Origin of the sequence: Goodfellowiella coeruleoviolacea, assembly GCF_024171785.1 — a bacterium.
GTDB classification, from domain to species: domain Bacteria; phylum Actinomycetota; class Actinomycetes; order Mycobacteriales; family Pseudonocardiaceae; genus Goodfellowiella; species Goodfellowiella coeruleoviolacea.
This window is the reverse complement of record NZ_JAMTCK010000001.1, coordinates 798,947-815,189: the sequence shown is the minus strand read 5'-3', so window position 1 is coordinate 815,189 and position 16,243 is coordinate 798,947. Positions and strand designations below refer to the sequence as shown.

The window sequence follows — 16,243 nt, the reverse complement described above, 5'->3', positions numbered from 1 at the left end:
GGCCGGTCCGCCGCCTCGGCCGGAGCGCGCCCAGCGCCGCAGCCGGCCAGCTGGTGGGGTGTTCACGCAGGTCAGCGCCGTTGTCCGGGGATGAGGCCGGTGGTCGCGGACCGGGGGTGGGGTTGCGCGCCGGCCGGTCCACCTGCCCGGCCGGGCACCGGGTCCCCGGCGCGCCGCCCGGTGAGTTGTTTTTCCGCCCCGGTCCCGTCGTGCGCCGGTAATTCATTCCGTGGTGCGGATCGGAATCGGTTCGGTCTTTGTTGTCCCGGCTTGCCGGGAACTCCCCGGAGAACGCGTGTGCGTCGATCCGGAAAAATCAACGGCAAACCTGGTCGCCGTGTTATTCGGGCCGCTCCGGCGGGGGAGGGGCGACGGAAATTGAATATTCTGGTGCAGCGGGGTACCCCGGGTACCGGACCGCGGCCGGCAGGTCCGGCGGGTGGCCGGCCAGCAGCGCGGGCTGACGTCCGGGCAGCTGTCAGGCATGCCTGGTCAGGGACGTCGCCTCGGGTACGCTGCGCACGTAGTCGCTGATCCCATGCGGGAGAGTCCGGTTCGATCACCAGTACCGGTGGTGGAGCCGGCGCCGAAGGAGCAAATCCTCCCCGGAACCTCTCAGGCGACCAGGACCGTGTGGGTGAGACGCCTCTGGAAAGAGGGCTACCCCGGCCGAGACGGCCGGACCGGCCCCGCCGACGGTGCAAGCCCGTGGCCCGCCACGGGTGAAGCTCTCAGGCGTCCGCTGCGCGGGCACCGACAGAGGGGGAGGGCAAACGGCAAGCAGTGACCGCGTGCCCGAACCGCCGGAGGCGCCATGACCCAGGACCGCATTCCCCTCGCCGCGCTCGAACAGGGCACGCCCTTCGCGGATCGCCACGTCGGCCCCAGGCCGGCGGAACTGGCCAGGATGCTGGACGTGATCGGGGTGGGCTCGCTGGAGGAACTCGCCCAGCGCGCGGTCCCCTCGGTGATCCGCGAACGCGACCTGGTCATGGACCTGCCCGAGCCGGCGACCGAGACCCAGGCCCTGGCCGAGCTGCGCGAGCTGGCGCGGCGCAACCGGCCGATGACGCAGATGATCGGCCTCGGCTACCACGGCACGATCACGCCGCCGGTGATCCTGCGCAACGTGCTGGAGAACCCCGCCTGGTACACCGCGTACACCCCCTACCAGCCGGAGATCTCCCAGGGCCGGCTGGAGGCGCTGCTGAACTTCCAGACCATGGTGGCCGACCTGGCCGGCCTGCCCGTGGCCAACGCGTCCATGCTCGACGAGGCCACCGCGGCGGCCGAGGCCATGACCCTGGTGCGCCGCGCCGGCCGGGCGCGCTCGGCCCGGTTCGTGGTGGACGCCGACAGCCTGCCGCAGACCATCGAGGTGCTGCGGACCAGGGCTGAGCCGCTGGACATCGAGGTCGTGCTGGCCGATCTGGCCGAGGGCCCCTCGGGGCTGCCCGACGGTGAGTTCTTCGGTGTGCTGCTGGCCTACCCCGGCGCCAGCGGCGCCGTGCGCGACCACCGGGAGCTGATCGACCAGATCCACCAGCGCGGCGCCATGGCCGTGGTGGCCGCCGACCCGCTCGCCCTCACCCTGCTGCGCCCGCCCGGCGAGATCGGCGCGGACGTGGTCGTCGGGTCCACCCAGCGGTTCGGTGTGCCCATCGGGTTCGGTGGCCCGCACGCCGGCTACCTCGCGGTGCGCACCGGCCTGGAGCGCCAGCTGCCCGGCCGGCTGGTCGGCGTGAGCGTGGACGCGGACGGCGCGCCCGCCTACCGGCTCGCCCTGCAAACCCGTGAGCAGCACATCCGCCGGGAGAAGGCGACCAGCAACATCTGCACCGCCCAGGTGCTGCTCGCCGTGATGGCCGCGATGTACGCGGTCTACCACGGCCCCGAGGGGCTGCGCGCCATCGCCACCCGGGCCCACCGGATGGCGGCCGTGCTGGCCGCCGGGCTGCGCGAGCGCGGCGCCCACGTGGTGCACGAGCACTTCTTCGACACGCTGCTGGTGCGCGTGCCCGGTCAGGCCGCCCAGGTGGTGGCCGGTGCCCGGGAACTCGGCGTGAACCTGCGCCTGGCCGACGCCGACCACGTGGGCATCGCCTGCGCCGAGACCACCACCCGCGCCCACCTCGACCTGGTCTGGCGGGCCTTCGACGCGGTGCTGGCCACCGGCCGGCCGACCCGGTCGGCCGACGAACTGGACGGGGACACCCCGGACGCGCTGCCCGAGGACCAGCTCCGCACCTCCGAGTACCTGACCCACCCGGTCTTCCACGCGCACCGGTCGGAGACGGCGCTGCTGCGCTACCTGCGGGCCCTGTCCGACAAGGACCTCGCCCTGGACCGGACGATGATCCCGCTCGGCTCCTGCACCATGAAGCTCAACGCCACCGCCGAGATGGAACCGATCACCTGGCCGGAGTTCGCCGACCTGCACCCGTTCGCCCCGGTCGAGGACGCCGAGGGCATGCTGCGGATCATCGACGACCTGTCCGGCTGGCTGGCCCAGATCACCGGCTACGACGCGGTCAGCCTGCAGCCCAACGCCGGCAGCCAGGGCGAGTTCGCCGGCCTGCTGGCCATCCGCGCCTACCACCACGCCCAGGGCCAGGCCGCCAGGGACGTCTGCCTGATCCCGGCCAGCGCGCACGGCACCAACGCGGCCAGCGCGGTGATGGCCGGCATGCGGGTCGTGGTGGTGCGCTGCGACGACGCCGGCAACATCGACATGGCGCACCTGCGGGAAACCGTGGCGGCGCACCGCGCCGACCTGGCCGCCATCATGATCACCTACCCGTCGACGCACGGCGTGTACGAGGACACCGTGCGCGAGGTGTGCGCGCTGGTGCACGAGGCCGGCGGCCAGGTCTACGTGGACGGCGCCAACCTGAACGCGCTGATCGGCCTGGCCCAGTACGGCAAGTTCGGCGCGGACGTCTCGCACCTGAACCTGCACAAGACGTTCTGCATCCCGCACGGCGGCGGCGGTCCCGGCGTCGGCCCGATCGGGGTGCGCGCCCACCTGGCGCCGTACCTGCCCAACCACCCGCTGCAGCCGCAGGCCGGCCCGGCCACCGGGGTCGGGCCGATCAGCGCGGCGCCGTGGGGCAGCGCCTCGATCCTGCCCATCTCCTGGACCTACGTGCGGATGATGGGCGCGGACGGGCTGCGCCGGGCCACGCTGACCGCGGTCGCCGCCGCCAACTACGTGGCGCGCCGGCTGGACGAGCACTTCCCCGTGCTCTACACCGGCGCCGACGGGTTCGTCGCCCACGAGTGCATCCTCGACCTGCGGGCGATCACCAAGGCCACCGGCGTGACCGTGGACGACGTGGCCAAGCGGCTGGCCGACTACGGCCTGCACGCCCCGACCATGTCCTTCCCGGTGGCCGGCACGCTGATGGTGGAGCCGACCGAGAGCGAGGACCTGGCCGAGCTGGACCGGTTCTGCGACGCGATGATCTCGATCAGGCGCGAGATCGACCGGGTCGGCTCGGGCGAGTGGCCGGCCGACGACAACCCGCTGCGCAACGCCCCGCACACCGCGGCCTGCCTGGCCGGTGAGTGGAACCACGGCTACGACCGGCGGACCGCGGTGTTCCCGGCCGGCACGGACCGGCCCAAGGTGTGGCCGCCGGTGCGGCGGATCGACGGCGCCAAGGGCGACCGCAACCTGGTCTGCTCCTGCCCGCCGATCAGCGCCTACAGCGGCTGACGCCGACGGGCCGGGGTGTTGGTGGGCCGGGGGCTGGAGGTCCAGCCGCCCGGCCCACGCTGGCTCAGCCGCCCTGGGTGGCGCCGGCCCACGCGCCGGTGATCTGCTCGGCCGTGGCCGCGTCCACCGGCGGCAGCGGCTGGTCCTGCGCCGGCCAGTCCAGGCCGGGCGCGGTGGGGTGTGCCGCGTCGCCGCTCACCCGCAGCCCGGCCGCGGCGAGGATCCGCCTGGCCGCCGGTTCGTCCAGGAACTCCCGGAACTTCTGAGCGGCCCGCGCCTGCGCCTCGTTGGCCCACTGCGCGGACAGCGGCAGGTACGGGAAGTCGGCCACGGGCGTGGCACCGCCGAGAGCCAGCCCGGTCAGCGGTGCGCCGGCGCCGGCGCCGTCCTTGCCGGTGTTGTGCCGGTACAGGTCCACCTCCAGCGCGGGAACCGCGCTGAACCCGGTGCCAGGGAGCTGGTTTCCCGCCACCGCGCCCAGCGCCTCGGTCACGGTGCCCGGTGAACCGGCCGCGCCCGAGGCGAGCTGGCTGATCGCGGTGCCGGCCTGCTGTCCGGCCACGGTGTCCGGTCCCAGTTGGCCGCCGTTGGCGTCGGCCAGCACGGCCTGGACGGCCAGGGCACTGGCCGGGTTGGCCGGTGGCGCGGGCAGCGCCACCCGCAGGGCACCCCAGCCGGGCTGGCCGTAGCGGGCCCAGCCGTCCGGGGCCGAGGACAGCGCCGGCAGCTCGGCCCAGCGCGGCGGTGTCGCCGTGCGCAGCGCGCCGGCGGCCTGCTCGGACACGGCCAGCAGCACCGGACTGGTCGCCACCGACCTGGCTGACGAGCCGACCGCGGCCGGACTGCGCTGGGCCAACTGGTTGGTCCACAACGTGGAATCGGGCAGCCACGCCTGCGGCCGGCTGCCCAGCCGGCCCTCGTCCCAGCCCTGGGTCAGCGCGTCCAGCGCGGTCCTGGCGTCGATCGGCTGCACCTCGACCCGGATGCAGTGGTCGTAGACGATCGGCCGCTGACCGCTCCACTCCTGGGCCACGTCCCGGATGGCGTCGGCCGCGCTCGGCGTGACCGCGATGCGCAGCGTGGCCTGCCCCTCCGCGCAGGTGCCCGCCTCAGCCGAGGCCCTGCGGTCCAACTGCCCGCCCAACCACGTCCACCCGAACCACCCGAGCAGCAGCACGGCCACCAGACCGGTGACCACGATCGGCCATCGGGCGATGCCTCGCCGAACCCTGGTCCGCAGGGTGCGGTGTCGACCCATCACTCGTCCCCTTCAAATGCCTGTCACGGCGCAAAACTTCAGTCCGTAGTCGGCACCGCGTGCGTCACGTCCCCCGACTGCCTTCGCACGGTGCAATTCACGCTAACAGCCCAAAGCTGAGTGGTGGGTGAAGTTACCCATGGTGATCGCGTGAGGTCGCCTGATCGAGTGAAGCAGCGGTGCTGCGCCGTCTGGCCGACAGTGCCGGCCGCCGGGACGACCACTTCGCCGACGAGATCGCGAAAGGCCCCATGCGGCCCGACACCACGACTTTAGGGTGTACCCCACACCGCAGCCGAGGCGTGGCAACCGCGACGACATCGGCTGCTGAGCCTGTCGCTGTCGGGGGGCGACCAAACCATGGGGGTCGTTGTGTCCCGTTTTCACATTGGTCGACGGGTGGCGTCGCTAGCCCTCGGCCTCGCCCTCGTCGGGCCGGTCATGGCCGGGGTGGCGGTGGCCGAGCCGGGCATGGTGTCGCCGGTCGGTCCGTCCAGCGCCGCCCAGGCACAACTCCAGGTCACCTCGGCGTTCGACAAAACCAGTTATCACACCGGCGAGTTCGCACGGGTCACCGTCACCATCACCAACGTCGGCGACGCGGCGGTGGACGGTGTGCGTGGCATCAGCTCTCTCCTCGAACCCACCCGGCTGACGCTGCTCGCTCCGTTCTGGGGTGAACTCGACACCGGCGTCACCATCCCGGCCGGCGGCAGGCACATCCAGGTGCTCACCGGGCGCGTGGGCAACCCGAACGCGACCGAGGTCACGGTCAAGGGATACATCAGCACCGGTTCAGGGGCGCTGGTCATCACCACTGCGAGCGCGGCCGTGGTGCCGACCGTCGGCGACGTCGGCGGGGTGGTGTTCAGAGATGTCAACGGCAACGAGGCGGTCGATCCCGGTGAGGAGGCGGCCGGCGCCGAGGTGAACCTGGGCAGCACGCTGTACGGCGACGACACGCACACCACGACCACGGACGCCACGGGCCGGTTCAGCCTCACCGGGGTGGCGACGGTGCCCTACCGCACCACGTTCCACGTGCCTGGCTGGACCACTCGGAGCCGGATCATCGAGGTCGACCAGGGCGATGCCAACCGCGACCTGCGCATTCCCGCGGTGCGGCCGTTCACCGAGACGATGACCGCCGCCATCGCGTTCACCAAGGACAGCTACCAGCCGGGTGAGACGGCGGAGCTGAAGATCACCCTGACCAACAAGGGGTCGGTGCCGCTCCACGGGGTCATCGCCAACTGCAACCACATCGGCAACCTTCACGACCTGGGGCTGGACATGAGCGGCTGGGGTGACCTGAGCCCCATCGCTGCCGGAGTGCGGGTTCCGGCCAACAGCGGTGCCGTGTTCACCGTCTCGGAGAAGGTGCCGGAGCACGCGATCGACTACGGGCTCGTCCGGATCGCATGCGACTTCGGCTTCGATGATCCGGAGGCCAACGTTGTGGCGGCCAGCCGGGCCAAGGTCCCTGGGCGCACCGGCAGCATCGAGTCGCACGCGTTCCAGGACACCAACGGCAGTGGTGACCGCGACGCGGACGAGGCGGCCATCGCCGGGGTGACCATCGGCCTGCTGGATCGGGACACCCGGCGGGTGGTGGCGATGGCCACCGCGGACGGCACCGGCCTGGTCAGGTTCACCGATGTTCCCGCCGGCCAGTACGGGTTCCACGTGTTCGGCTCCTGGCGGAAAGCCGATGACGACCAGAGTGCTGTGGTGAAGGCCAACGGCTGTCTGTACGGCAACTGCACGTGGGACGTGCGGGTGGTGCCGTCGGATCGCTGAGCAACCCGGCGCCGGGCCGGTGGGCGGATAAAGCACTCGCCGCGGCCCGGCGCATGCGGCCAAGCTGAGGGGTATGGCTGGTGAGGTGATCAACGGCGGTGCCCCGGGACGGCGTGGCCGGCGTGCCCGGAACACCGGCTGGCTCGGGCTGCAGGGCGTTGCCGTGGCCTCGGCCGCTGCCGACGGGCTGATGGTGACGGTGCTGCCGCTGGTCGCGCTGTCGGTGACCGCCGACCCGGTGGGCGTGTCCCTGGTGACCGTGGCCCGTGACCTGCCGTGGGTGCTGTTGTCGCTGTTCGTCGGCGTGCTGCTGGACCGGGTGCGCCGGCTGGCGGTGCTGGTGGGCGCGCTGGTCGCGCAGCTGCTGGCCGCGACCGTGCTGGCCGTGCTGGCCGGCGGCCAGCAGCTGTCGCTGGCGGCGCTGGTGGTCGTGGCGTTCGTGGTGGGCAGCGGCCAGGTGGTCAGCGAGGGGGCCACCGGCGCGCTGCTGCCCGACGTGGTCGGGGCTGACCGGCTGAACTCCGCCAACGCCCGGCTGATGGTGATCGACCAGGGGCTGGTGCGGTTCGTGGTGCCGCCGCTCACCGGGGTGCTGCTGGCGTGGTGGGTCGGCCTGCCCGCGTGGGTGGCGGTGCTGGCCAACCTGGTCGCGCTGGCGTTCACCCGCGTCCTCACCGTGCCCGCGCCGACCGCCCGGCCCGGGCGGTTCCACCCGCTGCGGGACATCCGGGAGGGCCTGGTCTACCTGGTCAACAGCCAGCTGCTGCGGGCCATCACGCTGAGCGTGGCCATCTCGTCGTTCGCCTGGCAGGTCGGCATGGCCACGTTCGTGCTCTACGGCACGCGCCTGCTCGGGCTGGACAGCACCGGCTACGGCCTGCTGCTCGGCGGCATGTCCGTGGGCTGGCTGCTGTCCTCGGTGGTGGCCGGCCGGCTCATCGGTCGGTTCGGCTACGCCGCGGTGATGCGGGCCAGCCTGCTCGTGGGCATCAGCACGATGGCGCTGCTGGCGGTGGTGCCGCCGTGGTGGCAGCTGATCGCGCTGATCCTCGTCGTCCAGGCCGGATCCACCCTGCTGTGGAACGTCAGCTCGCAGACCAGTCGCCAGCGGTTCACCCCGCCCGAGCTGCTCGGCCGGGTGCTCACCAGCCACCGGGCCCTGTCCTGGGGGTTGCTGCCGGTCGGGGCGTTGGTGAGCGGCCTCGTCGCGGCGCACTGGGGGCTGCGGGCGGTGTGGGTGGTGGCCGCTCTGGTCGAGGCCGTCGGGCTGGTGCTGGTGTGGCGCGCGATCTCGCCGGCGCGGTTCGTCGCCGCCGAACAGGCCAGGCACGCGGCCGGCGCCGGCCAGTCGGGTGGGGCGACCACGACGGCCACCCCACCCGCCCCGGAGGCGGACTAGTGGATGTGGGTGCTGTCCCGCACCCGGCCCACGTACTCCTCCAGCAGGTCCTCCAACGCCACCACGCCGAGCACCCGGCCGTCCGGTGCGACGGCCTTGGCCAGGTGGCTGCGGGCCCGGCGCAGCGCGGCCAGCGCGTCGTCCAGCCGGGCGTCGGTGGGCAGCTCGGGCAGGCCCCGCACGCGGCCCGGCGGCACCGGGGTGGCCGGGTCGGCGCCCGCCTGGTCCAGCACGTCCTTGACGTGCAGGTAGCCGACCAGCCGCCCGTTGCGGCCGCGCAGCGGGTAGCGGGAGAACCCGGTGTGCGCCACCGCGTCCTCCACGTCACCCAGGGTGGGCCGCTCCGGCAGCGTGGTCAGCTGCTCCACCGGGACCACCACGTCGGCCACGGTGCGCTCGGTGGAGGACAGGGTCTGCGCCAGCCGGCGGTGTTCGGCGTCGTGCAGCAGCCCCTCCCGGCGGGACTCGCTGATCAGCTCGGCCATCTCCTCGGAGGTGTAGGAGGTGGCCAGCTCGTCGCGCGGTTCCACCCGCACCAGGCGCAGCACGCCGTTGGCGATCAGGTTGAGCAGGGCGATGAACGGACGGGTGATCTTGACGAAGCCGGCCAGCGGCGGCACCAGCCACAGGGCCAGCCGCTCGGGGCTGGCGATGGCCAGGTTCTTCGGCACCATCTCGCCGATCAGCACGTGCGCCACGGTGACCAGGGCCACGGCGATGACGAACGCCACCGAGTGCAGCACCACGGCCGGGATGCCGAACGGGTGCAGCACCAGTTCCAGCAGGTGGACCACGGCGGGCTCGCCGAGGCGACCCAGCAGCAGCGAGCAGATGGTCACGCCCAGCTGCGCGCCGGCCAGCATCAGCGAGGTCTGCCGGCTGGCGTTCACCACGATCCTGGCCCGGCTGACGCCCTTCTCGACCAGGGTCTCCAGCCGGTCCCGGCGGGAACTGATCAGCGCGAACTCCGCGCCGACGAAGAACGCGTTCGTGGCGAGCAGCAGGAACACCAGCGCGATCGCGACACCGTCACTCATCGCAGCGCCCCCTCACCCGGGCTGACCCGGCTGGCGTCGCTGATCCCGGGGAACTCACCGGACCGGGGCAGCGGGGCACCGGCCGCGCCGTCGGCGTCGTCGGTGCCGCTCCCGTCGGCCGCACCGGTCCCGTCGGCCCCGCCGTCCCCGGTCGGGGTGACCGGCTCGGGTGCCCTGGCCAGCCGCAGTTCGGCGATGCGGTGCCGGTCCATCAGCATGACGGTCAGCCGCCAGCCGTCCACCCGCACCTCGTCGCCCACGTCCGGGATGCGGCCGAGCCTGGCCAGCACCAGACCGGCCAGCGTCTCGTAGTCGCCCTCGGGCATCCGGAACCCGGTCGCCTCGAACACCTCGTCGTCGCGGAGCAGCCCGGACACCATCCAGCTGTCCCGGCCCAGCGGGCGGACCGGGGGAGGCTCCCGCCGGTCGTGCTCGTCGCGCACGTCGCCGACGATCTCCTCGACCACGTCCTCCAGGGTGACCAGGCCGGCGGTGCCGCCGTACTCGTCCACCACCAGCGCCAGCTGCAGGCCGGAGCCGCGCAGCCGGTCCAGCAGGGCGTCGCCCTCGATGGAGGCCGGCACGGTGGGCACCGGTCGGGACAGCGACAGCACCCTGGTGTTCTCCCGCTGCGCCACGGGCACGCCGAACGCCTGCTTGATGTGCACCACGCCGCGCACGTCGTCCAGGTCGCCGCCGTGCACCGGGAAGCGGGAGAAGCCGGTGCGCTGGGCCAGGTTGATCAGGTCCACCACGGACGCGTCGACCCGCAGCGACTCCACCCGCACCCGGGGCGTCATCAGCTCCTCGGCGGTGCGGTCGCCGAAGCGCAGGGACTTGCCCAGCAGGGTGGCGGTGGCCTCGTCGAGGGTGCCGTGTTCGGCACTGGACCGCACGATCGCCCCCAGTTCCTCGGGCGAGCGCGCGGAGCGCAGTTCCTCGGCCGGCTCCACGCCCAGCCGGCGCACCAGCCAGTTGGCGCTCTCGTTCATGCCGTTGATCAGCCACCGGAACAGCCGGGTGAACCGCGAGTAGATGCCGGCCACCGCGCGCGCGGTGCCCAGCGGGTTGGCCATGGCCAGGTTCTTGGGCACCAGCTCGCCGAAGACCATCGACAGCACCGTGGCCGCGGCCAGCGCCAGGGTCAGTGCCGTGGGACCGGCCGCGCTCGCCGGCAGGCCGACACCGGTCAGTGCCGGTTCGATCAGCTTGGCGATGGCGGGTTCGGCCACGTAACCGGTGGTCAGCGTGGTGAACGTGATCGCCACCTGGGCGCCGGAGAGCTGGAAGGACAGCGTCCGGTGCGCGCGTTGCAGGGCTTTGGCCTTGCGGTCGCCGACCCGCGCGACATGGGTGTCCACCGTGGTGCGCTCAAGCGCGGTCAGGGAGAACTCGGCGGCGACGGCGATCGCGGTGCCGACGGTGAGGACCAGGACCAGGACGAGACCGAGGACACCGATCAGCAGGTCCATCACCGATCACCTCGAAGCGGGTCGGCGTCCTCGTCGTTGTGGAAGCCGGGGCTAGAACCCGGCTCGGTACTACAGGGCTCGGTACTGCAGGCGGACGACTGTGCATCGCGCACGGACCGTGTCACTCCTCATCTGGGGGGCAACGTGCGGGCCCAGTTTAGTTGGACCCGCTCTGACGTGGGTATTCCTCGCACCGGCCGGGGTGCTGGCCAGCGCGGTCACCCGCACGTGTCATGACCTGGCCAACGCGTTCCCCGTGCGGAGGGTTCCCAGAACAGGCCGCCCAACCACCTGATGTGACGCGATCGATACCCGTGCCGACCAGCTGGAACGCCGATCGGCCCAGCGGTGTCCGGTCGGCCGGGTCCGCCGGCCGGGGGAGTGGGTCTCGGCCGGCCGGCTCAGCGCAGGCCGGGGCCGGACGGCGCCGCGGTGCTCTCCCGGAGCACCACCTCGCCGGTCACCCGGACGGTGCGCACCGCACCCGGCTGGTCGGCCAGGGCCAGCCGCGCGGCCTGCTCGCCCATCTCCTCCAGGGGCAGGCGCACGGTGCTCAGCGCCGGCACCAGGTCGCGCAGGGTGGGGATGTCGTCGAAGCCGGCCACGGACACGTCCTCGGGCACCCGCAGCCCGCTGCCGCGCAGCGCGGCGATCGCACCCATGGCCATGACGTCGTTGACGGCGAACACGCAGGTGGCCCTGGTGCGCGCGGCCAGCAGGTCCAGTGCGGCCTGGTGGCCGCCGTCACGGGTGAACGGGCCGGTGATGACCGCGGTCTCGGGCAGGTCGATCCCGGCGTCGGCCAGCCCGGCGCGGAAGCCGGCCAGCCGGTCGCGGGCGCTGACCAGGTTGGTGGGGCCGGCCAGCACCGCGAACCTGCGGTGGCCGAGCCCGACGAGTTCCCTGGCCAGGGCGCGCGCCCCGGCCCGGTTGCCCGGCACCACGGTGTCGGCCGGGAGCTTGGCCTGGGAGACGCAGGCCACTCGGCCGCCCTGGTCGGCGAAGGCGGTGATCTCCGCGCTGAGCCTGGCCACGGTGTCCCGGCTGGTGCTCCGGCTGCCCACCAGCACCACGGCGCGGGCCCGGTGGGCGCGCAGCGTGGACAGCAGTTCGACCTCGCGCTCGTCGGAGCGCCCGGTGGTGCCCAGCACCACGACCAGCCCGGCCTGCTCGGCCACCCGGGTCACGCCCGCGGCGATGGAGGAGAAGTAGGGGTCGGAGATGTCGTGCACGACCAGGCCGACCAGTGAGCTGCTGTTGCGCGCCAGGGCCTGCGCCGACGCGTTGGGCAGGTAGCCCAGCTGCCGGGCGCTGGCCAGCACCCGGTCCCGCAACGGGTCGCTGACCTGACGGGTACTGCCGTTGATCACCCTGGACGCGGTGGCCAGGGAGACACCGGCGTGCTCGGCCACCTCGGCCAGTGTCACCTGCCTGCGCGACACGTCTCACCTCCGCATGTTGTGCGCAGAGTATCCAGGGTCCGGGTTGACGGCAGTGAGAAGCCGGCCGTAACGTGAGCGGAAAGCGCTTTCCAGAGGTGGTCGGCGCTGTCCAGTGGAGGTGGTCATGGCGGTGCGGACAGTCGGAATCGCGCTGAACGGGGTGACCGGCCGGATGGGCTACCGGCAGCACCTCGTCCGATCCATCCTGGCGATCCGGGACCAGGGCGGGCTGCGACTCGACGACGGGACCGTGCTCATGCCCGAGCCGCTGCTGGTCGGGCGCAACCCCGCCAAGCTCAAGGAGATCGCCCAGCGGCACGACCTGGCCCGGTGGACCACCGACCTGGACGCCGCACTGGCCGATCCCACCATCGAGGTCTACTTCGACACCCAGGTCACCTCGGCCCGGGTGGCCGCGCTGCGCCGGGCGATCGCCGCCGGCAAGCACGTCTACACGGAGAAGCCGATCTCGGAGACGCCCGAGGAGGCGGTGGAACTCGCCCGACTGGCCTCGGCGGCCGGGGTGCGCAACGGCGTGGTCGCCGACAAGCTCTACCTGCCGGGCATCCTGAAGCTGAAGCGGCTGCTCGACGGCGGGTTCTTCGGCCGGGTGCTCAGCGTGCGCGGGGAGTTCGGCTACTGGGTCTTCGAGGGCGACTGGCAGCCGGCGCAGCGGCCCAGCTGGAACTACCGGACCGCCGACGGCGGCGGGATCGTGGTGGACATGTTCTGCCACTGGAGCTACCTGCTGGAGGAGCTGTTCGGCCGGGTCAGCGCGGTCACCGCCAGGGCGACCACGCACATCCCCACCCGCTGGGACGAGAACGGCGAGGCCTACCAGGCCACCGCCGACGACGCGGCCTACGCCATCTTCGAGCTGCCCGACGGGGTGATCGCCCAGGTCAACTCCTCCTGGTGCGTGCGGGTGCACCGCGACGAGCTGGTCGAGTTCCAAGTGGACGGAACCGAGGGCAGCGCCGTGGCCGGGCTGCGCGAGTGCGTGGTGCAGCACCGGTCGATGACGCCCAAACCGGTGTGGAACCCGGACCTGCCCGCCACCGAGGACTTCCGCGCGCAGTGGCAGCGGGTGCCGGACAACGCCGAGTTCGACAACGGCTTCAAGGTGCAGTGGGCGGAGTTCCTGCGCCACGTCGTGGCCGAGGACCCGGCGCGCGCGCCGTTCCGGCACGACTTCATGGCCGGGGCGCGCGGCGTGCAGCTGGCCCGGCTCGGTCTGCTCTCCTCGGCGCAGGGCCGCCGGCTGGACGTGCCGGAGCTGGCCAGGTGACCGCCCTGGGCACCCGCGTGCGGCTGCCGCTGCCCGACGGGTCGATCACCGTGCACCAGCTCGGCGGACCGGGGGAGTGGACACCCTCGCCCGGCCCGCCGGCCAGCCGGGTCGCCTTCGCCGCCGCCCACGTGGTCGCCGATCCGCTGGCCGACAACACCCCGGGCGCGCCGGCCGTGCTGGACTGGGAGGCCACCCTGGCGTTCCGCCGCCACCTGTGGTCCCACGGCTTCGGCGTGGCCGAGGCCATGGACACCGCCCAGCGCGGCATGGGGCTGGACTGGCCCACCGCGGCCGAGCTGGTCAGGCGCAGTGCCGCCGAGGCGGCCGCCTGTGGTGGCCGGATCGCCGCCGGGGTGGGCACCGACCACGCGCCGGCCGTGCTGACCAGCCTGGACCAGGTGCTGGACAGCTACCGCGAGCAGCTGGCCGAGGTGGTCGAGGCGGGCGCGCAGCCGGTGCTGATGTGCAGCCGGCAGCTGGCCGCGCTGGCCCGCGGCCCCGAGGACTACCACCGCGTGTACGCCGCGCTGCTGGCCGAGACCCCCCGGCCGGTGATCCTGCACTGGCTGGGCACCGCGTTCGACCCGGCGCTGGCCGGCTACTGGGGCGGGGCCGACGTGGCCGAGTCCACCGCGCACTTCCTCGCGCTGATCCGCGAACACGCCGGTGCGGTGGACGGGGTCAAGGTCTCGCTGCTGGACGCCGACCACGAGGTGGGGCTGCGTCGCGGCCTGCCGGCCGGGGTGCGCTGCTACACCGGGGACGACTTCAACTACCCGGAGCTGATCGCCGGGGACGAGCGCGGCCACAGCGACGCGCTGCTGGGCATCTTCGACCCGATCGCGCCGGTGGCCTCGGCCGCGCTGCGGGCGCTGGACGGCGGGTCGGTCCGGACGTTCCAGGAGCTGCTGGCGCCCACGGTGCCGCTGTCCAGGCACCTGTTCGGGGCGCCCACCTTCCACTACAAGACCGGGGTGGTGTTCCTGGCCTGGCTGGCCGGCCACCAGCGGGGCTTCGTGATGGTGGGCGGCATGCAGTCCGCGCGCGGCCTGCCCCACCTGGCCGAGACGCTGCGGCTGGCCGACGCGGCCGGGCTGCTGCCCGATCCGGAACTGGCGGCGTGGCGGTGGAACCGGCTGCTCGCCCTGGCGGGGGTGGCCGAGTGAGCGGCGATCCGCGGCTGGCCCGGCTGTCCCTCAACCAGGCCACCGTCAAACGGGCCAGCGTGGCCGAGGCCGTGGACGGCTGCGCGCGGCACGGCATCCCGGCCATCGGCCTGTGGCGGGAGCCGGTCGCCGAGGCCGGCCTGGAGCGGACCCGCAAGCTGGTGGCCGACGCCGGCCTGCGGGTGTCCTCGCTGTGCCGGGGCGGGTTCCTCACCGCCGCGGACCCCGCCGGCCGCGCCGCCGCGCTGGCCGACAACCGGCGGGCCATCGACGAGGCCGCCGAACTGGGCGCCGCCTGCCTGGTGCTGGTGGTCGGCGGGCTGCCGGACGGGGACCGCGACCTGGTGGCCACGCGCGGGCGGATGGCCGAGGTGATCACCGAGCTGGCCGACTACGCCGCGCAGCGCCGGGTCCGCCTGGCGCTGGAGCCGATGCACCCGGTGTTCTGCGCCGACCGGGGCGTGCTGTCCACCCTGGCCCAGGCGCTGGACGTGGCCGAGCCGCTGGCGGCGGACGCGGTCGGCGTGGTGGTGGACGCGCTGCACGTGTGGTGGGACCCGGACCTGGACCGGCAGGTGGCCAGGGCGGGCCAGCGGATCGCCAGCTACCAGGTGTGCGACTGGATCACCCCGCTGCCCGCCGACGTGCTGCTGGGCCGGGGCCTGCCCGGCGACGGGCACGTGGACTTCGACCGGCTGGGCCGGCTGGTCAGCGCGGCCGGCTACACCGGCGACGTCGAGGTGGAGGTGTTCAACGCCGAGATCTGGGCTGCCGACCCGGACGAGGTGCTGGCCGAGATGGTGCGCCGCTACCTCACCCTGGTGCTGCCCTCGCTCACCTGACCGCGCCCGGGACCCGGACGTGCGGCTGATCGACCTGGACCGGCTCTACCCCGGGGAGTGACGGCCACCCCCCGTAGCCTGGGGCGGTGGGCGAACGGGTGTTGCTGATCACGGGGGCGTCGCGGGGGATCGGGGCGGCCACCGCGCGGCTGGCGGCGCGGGCCGGGTACCGGGTGGCGCTGGCCGCGCGCGACCGGGCGGCGCTGGCCGGCCTGGTCGAGGAACTGGGCGGGCCGGCGCGGGCCCTGGCCGTGCCGTGCGATGTCACCGACTGGGACCAGTGCCGGGCCGCGGTGGACCGGGCCGAGCGCGCGTGGGGACGGCTGGACGCGGTGTTCGGCAACGCCGGGCACAGCGTGAGCACCTCGTTCGTCGGCGGCCACGGCGAGTCGCCCGAGCGGTGGCGGGAGATGGTGCTCACCAACGTGCTCGGCCCGGCGCTGACCGCCAGGGCCGCGCTGCCCGCGCTGGTGCGCGGCGGGGGACACCTGGTGCTGACCGGGTCGGCCGCCGGGCGCGGGGTGCGGCCGGGCAGTCTGTACTCGGCCACCAAGTGGGCGGTGACCGGGCTGGCGCAGGCGCTGCGCGCCGAGTGCGTGGGCACCGGGGTGCGGGTCACCGTGGTCCAGCCGGGGCTGGTGGACACCGGCGGCATCCCGGCGGACCGGGCGGCCGACCCCAAGCTGGACCCGGCCGACGTGGCCAGGGCCGTGCTCTACGCGCTCGACCAACCGTCCACCGTGGACGTCAACGAGATCCTGATCCGCCCGGTCGGCCAGGACCCGTGGCGCTGAGCGGCGGCGGCCGGCGCGGACGGC

At 73.5% G+C, this 16,243-nt stretch carries 11 protein-coding genes and 1 riboswitch; of the genes, 7 read left to right on the top strand and 4 right to left on the bottom strand.

The window, feature by feature from the left end; translation table 11 throughout:
- The first annotated feature begins 531 nt into the window (after positions 1–531).
- Positions 532–642: riboswitch (glycine riboswitch) on the top strand.
- Positions 643–814: 172 nt separating this feature from the next.
- Positions 815–3,718, top strand: coding sequence for an aminomethyl-transferring glycine dehydrogenase (gene gcvP, locus LX83_RS03380; protein ID WP_253766800.1), 2,904 nt, complete (start codon positions 815–817; stop codon positions 3,716–3,718).
- Positions 3,719–3,782: 64 nt separating this feature from the next.
- Here the strand turns inward: gcvP and LX83_RS03375 are convergent, their stop codons facing one another.
- Positions 3,783–4,976 carry a substrate-binding domain-containing protein gene (locus tag LX83_RS03375; protein ID WP_253766798.1) on the bottom strand — a complete coding sequence of 398 codons (1,194 nt, stop codon included), beginning with the start codon at positions 4,974–4,976 and terminating at the stop codon, positions 3,783–3,785.
- 399 nt (positions 4,977–5,375) lie between these two features.
- On the opposite strand from LX83_RS03375, the gene LX83_RS03370 reads away from it, so the two are divergent.
- Together LX83_RS03370 and LX83_RS03365 are read left to right on the top strand one after the other, a co-directional pair.
- The gene (locus LX83_RS03370) at positions 5,376–6,776 is read left to right on the top strand and encodes an SdrD B-like domain-containing protein (protein ID WP_253766796.1); all 1,401 of its coding nucleotides are present in this window, start codon (positions 5,376–5,378) and stop codon (positions 6,774–6,776) included.
- Between the two features lie 73 nt (positions 6,777–6,849).
- Entirely contained in the window at positions 6,850–8,175 is a 1,326-nt protein-coding gene (locus LX83_RS03365; RefSeq protein ID WP_253766794.1) for an MFS transporter, read from the top strand.
- On the opposite strand, the gene LX83_RS03360 is transcribed toward LX83_RS03365, so the two are convergent.
- The 3 genes from LX83_RS03360 to LX83_RS03350 all read right to left on the bottom strand — a co-directional run bounded on the left by LX83_RS03360 (position 8,172) and on the right by LX83_RS03350 (position 12,126).
- Entirely contained in the window at positions 8,172–9,212 is a 1,041-nt protein-coding gene (locus tag LX83_RS03360; protein WP_253766792.1) for a hemolysin family protein, read from the bottom strand. The genes LX83_RS03365 and LX83_RS03360 overlap by 4 nt on opposite strands.
- Positions 9,209–10,684: a hemolysin family protein gene (locus tag LX83_RS03355; RefSeq protein ID WP_253766790.1), complete on the bottom strand. Its 1,476-nt coding sequence runs from the start codon at positions 10,682–10,684 to the stop codon at positions 9,209–9,211. Before LX83_RS03355 ends, LX83_RS03360 begins: the two co-directional genes overlap by 4 nt.
- 401 nt (positions 10,685–11,085) lie before the next feature.
- Entirely contained in the window at positions 11,086–12,126 is a 1,041-nt protein-coding gene (locus tag LX83_RS03350; RefSeq protein ID WP_253766788.1) for a LacI family DNA-binding transcriptional regulator, read from the bottom strand.
- Between the two features lie 124 nt (positions 12,127–12,250).
- Between LX83_RS03350 and LX83_RS03345 the strand changes: the two genes are divergently transcribed.
- From LX83_RS03345 to LX83_RS03330, 4 genes are all read left to right on the top strand, one after another.
- The gene (locus tag LX83_RS03345; protein ID WP_253766786.1) at positions 12,251–13,414 is read left to right on the top strand and encodes a Gfo/Idh/MocA family protein; all 1,164 of its coding nucleotides are present in this window, start codon (positions 12,251–12,253) and stop codon (positions 13,412–13,414) included.
- Positions 13,411–14,583: a dihydrodipicolinate synthase family protein gene (locus LX83_RS03340; protein ID WP_407649463.1), complete on the top strand. Its 1,173-nt coding sequence runs from the start codon at positions 13,411–13,413 to the stop codon at positions 14,581–14,583. Before LX83_RS03345 ends, LX83_RS03340 begins: the two co-directional genes overlap by 4 nt.
- Positions 14,580–15,425 (top strand): sugar phosphate isomerase/epimerase family protein, encoded by an 846-nt coding sequence (locus tag LX83_RS03335; protein ID WP_253766784.1) that lies wholly within the window; start codon positions 14,580–14,582, stop codon positions 15,423–15,425. The genes LX83_RS03340 and LX83_RS03335 overlap by 4 nt, the downstream gene beginning before the upstream one ends.
- An 86-nt stretch (positions 15,426–15,511) precedes the next feature.
- A complete protein-coding gene (locus LX83_RS03330; protein ID WP_253766782.1) occupies positions 15,512–16,219 on the top strand; it encodes an SDR family oxidoreductase in 708 nt (235 codons plus the stop codon).
- The last annotated feature ends 24 nt before the right edge of the window (positions 16,220–16,243 follow it).